This window comes from Leucothrix arctica (genome assembly GCF_003172895.1).
In the GTDB taxonomy this organism is placed as follows: domain Bacteria; phylum Pseudomonadota; class Gammaproteobacteria; order Thiotrichales; family Thiotrichaceae; genus Leucothrix; species Leucothrix arctica.
The window spans coordinates 1-2,579 of record NZ_QGKL01000013.1; the positions used below are offsets into that span (position 1 = coordinate 1).

The 2,579-nt window shown below is 39.4% G+C and carries 5 protein-coding genes; 1 reads left to right on the forward strand and 4 read right to left on the reverse strand.

Annotation, left to right across the window (positions count from 1 at the left end):
* Window positions 1–5 precede the first annotated feature (5 nt).
* Window positions 6–944, forward strand: coding sequence for an IS110 family RNA-guided transposase (locus tag DKT75_RS04725; protein ID WP_109822294.1), 939 nt, complete (start codon window positions 6–8; stop codon window positions 942–944).
* 33 nt (window positions 945–977) lie between these two features.
* On the opposite strand, the gene DKT75_RS22465 is transcribed toward DKT75_RS04725, so the two are convergent.
* From DKT75_RS22465 to DKT75_RS04745, 4 genes are all read right to left on the reverse strand, one after another.
* Window positions 978–1,259, reverse strand: coding sequence for an HNH endonuclease (locus DKT75_RS22465; protein WP_109822290.1), 282 nt, complete (start codon window positions 1,257–1,259; stop codon window positions 978–980).
* Window positions 1,228–1,545 (reverse strand): hypothetical protein, encoded by a 318-nt coding sequence (locus tag DKT75_RS04735; RefSeq protein WP_109822291.1) that lies wholly within the window; start codon window positions 1,543–1,545, stop codon window positions 1,228–1,230. Before DKT75_RS04735 ends, DKT75_RS22465 begins: the two co-directional genes overlap by 32 nt.
* Window positions 1,546–1,547: 2 nt before the next feature.
* Window positions 1,548–1,922: a hypothetical protein gene (locus tag DKT75_RS04740; RefSeq protein ID WP_109822292.1), complete on the reverse strand. Its 375-nt coding sequence runs from the start codon at window positions 1,920–1,922 to the stop codon at window positions 1,548–1,550.
* Window positions 1,923–2,043: 121 nt separating this feature from the next.
* Complete coding sequence (locus DKT75_RS04745; protein ID WP_109822293.1) at window positions 2,044–2,277, reverse strand: hypothetical protein; 234 nt, start codon at window positions 2,275–2,277, stop codon at window positions 2,044–2,046.
* Window positions 2,278–2,579: the final 302 nt, after the last annotated feature.

Consider the following 2,579-nt stretch of genomic DNA (forward strand, 5'->3'; position numbering starts at 1 on the left):
TGAATATTGAGCAAGAAATCAATGTAGGGATCGATACTAGCAAAACACAATTGGATATTTACGTACGTCCTGTTGGCGATTATTTTAGTGTCGAAAACAATTCTCAGGGGATCAAAGAAGCCCTGAAACGAATCAAAGCTTATCAACCCACACGCATCATCATCGAAGCCACAGGGCGCTTAGAACTGCCTTTAGCTTGCGCTGCAACCAAAGCAAACTTACCCATTGTTGTAGCCAATGCACTCCAGGTACATAAGTTTGCAGCATCCACTGGAAAGCTAGCTAAAACAGATAAACTAGATGCGCAAATGATCGCTCATTATGGTGAAGCTTTAAAACCCCGGTTAACTGAAATAAAAGCAGACAACATACAACAGATCAGTGACTTACTCGCTAGGCGAAGTCAGCTAATCGATATACGAACCATGGAGAAAAACAGGGACAGCATTATGCCTAAAGAAATAAAGGCATCCATCCAACGAGTGATAAAAAACCTACAAAAAGAAATCGTATGGGTCGAAGAAAAGCTGGATAAACTGATCGATGAGACACCCGATTGGAGCAAAACCTTAGCCATTCTCTTAAGTGTAAAAGGCGTGGGTAAAGTCCTCGCTTATACACTCCTCAGCGATCTGCCAGAACTAGGTCAACTTAATCGTAAAGAAATAGCAGCATTGGTAGGTCTCGCGCCGATGAATAGAGAAAGTGGTGCTTATCGTGGCAAAAGACGCATACGAGGAGGACGAGCCAGAATCCGAACGGTCATGTTCATGGCCATGATGTCGACGATACAATCTAACGATAAATTCAAGCACGAATATCAGCGTTTGGTTGCCAAAGGAAAACCTAAAAAAGTAGCACTTATTGCGTGTATGAGAAAGATGATTACCATCCTCAACACCATGGTAAAAAATGGTGAACTATGGGATGAAAAATTAGCTTAAACGATTGACTTGGAACCACAGTCTCTTGTTATGTTACTTACCACCGCGCCCAAAAGTAGTTATCCTGTTTTCGGTTTTTTTAATCCGAATACGACTATCTTTATGAACCATTCTTTGATGGCAATCTAGACAAAGACTAATCATACCCTCGACTGTCGATGGGCCACCTTTTGCATATTCAAAGATATGGTGGGCTTGAACCCTGTTTGTCGAAGCACACAGTTGACAAATTTCAAGATCAATAATTCTCCTCTGATTTTGTGCCTTCCGGTGGTCATAAGGTCTACTCATCTTCATCCTCAAACCAGTCGTCATCTAATGGAATATCATCATCGTCAAACCATTCTTCTTCGGGCTCATCAGATGCTTGTGGTGTTACTTCTATTTGTGCTGGAGTGAGGTCCTCGTTAACACCAAGAGCTAAATTTTCTACTCTACGTTTAAGCATTGGCTGAAGAGAATCAAATGGCCCTTCAATTCCAGTTAAATCTTCAATTTCGCCACTTTCTTCTAGTTGGCCTAATTTTTTTAAGATTTTTTTTACAGTTTCTTCATCTCCTACAAAGGCTACATTAGTTGCCCACTTTTCATCATCAGACATAGCTAGCAACTCTCTTTAGCAGGAAGTTGAACACTAATGCGAAATTCTGAATCGTAAACTTCTATTTTGCCTATGCCTTTACTAAGTAAGATTACAAAATCATGGTTTAATATTGGGATTTTGTTTTTGAAGCCCTCAACCTTGTAAATAACAAGTTTTCCTGATTTTTCAATAACAATCGCTTGGTCGTTAAACTGGCTAGCAGTGTGGACTGCTAACTCTTCAAACTGTTTAGAAAAAATTGGCTCGCCCAGATCAAAGCCAAAAACTTTATAAACTCTTAAGCTCCCACTTTCTTCTTTGACAATCAACTCTTTGCCGTCAAATGAATAAAGAGCATCACCTTCCCGAAGCACTTTAAATCTATATTCTTTCATATGGTTCCTAAATTAATCTAGTAACGCCCCATTAAGAGGCAAATAATAGTTGGCTAAAATAAGCGACGAAGGAGCAAATAGCCAGCTGTTATTTGTCCTGCTTGAATGACTTGTTATATGCCTATTTAGAATTAAACAACATTATAATACCGATTGTCACGGCAATTGAAACAATACCAGCAACAATACAAAGACCATCATTATTTTGATTTGGTTTAGGATACTTACCAATAGTAATAATCTTTAAAGTAACGTACCCATAACCATGAATAAAAAACTCTATAAATGCATCAATAATGATCCATTTGATTAATCTAAAGAAACCTCGACCTAATCCTTCTGCTACTTCTTCCATAATTGATACGATCCTTTAGGCATATAACGTTAAAGCATTTTATACCGAGTGCGGCAGCACTGGGGATAAATGTCTGGTTGAGCAAAACCGCGTACTACGGAGTCCCACACCTTATTATTAAGGGGATTGCTTTTCATGGTCTCACCTCGCCTTCAATGACTTATCTATTTTGGCCCATTAAACGACCAGACTCGTCGTCCAATTCAGTCTCATAGTAAGCCTATTCGTTTAAATATATCACAACATCTGCTGACTTTCTTCCCGTTTGAACCGTCAGACAACAGCGGCTTATCACCCATCCT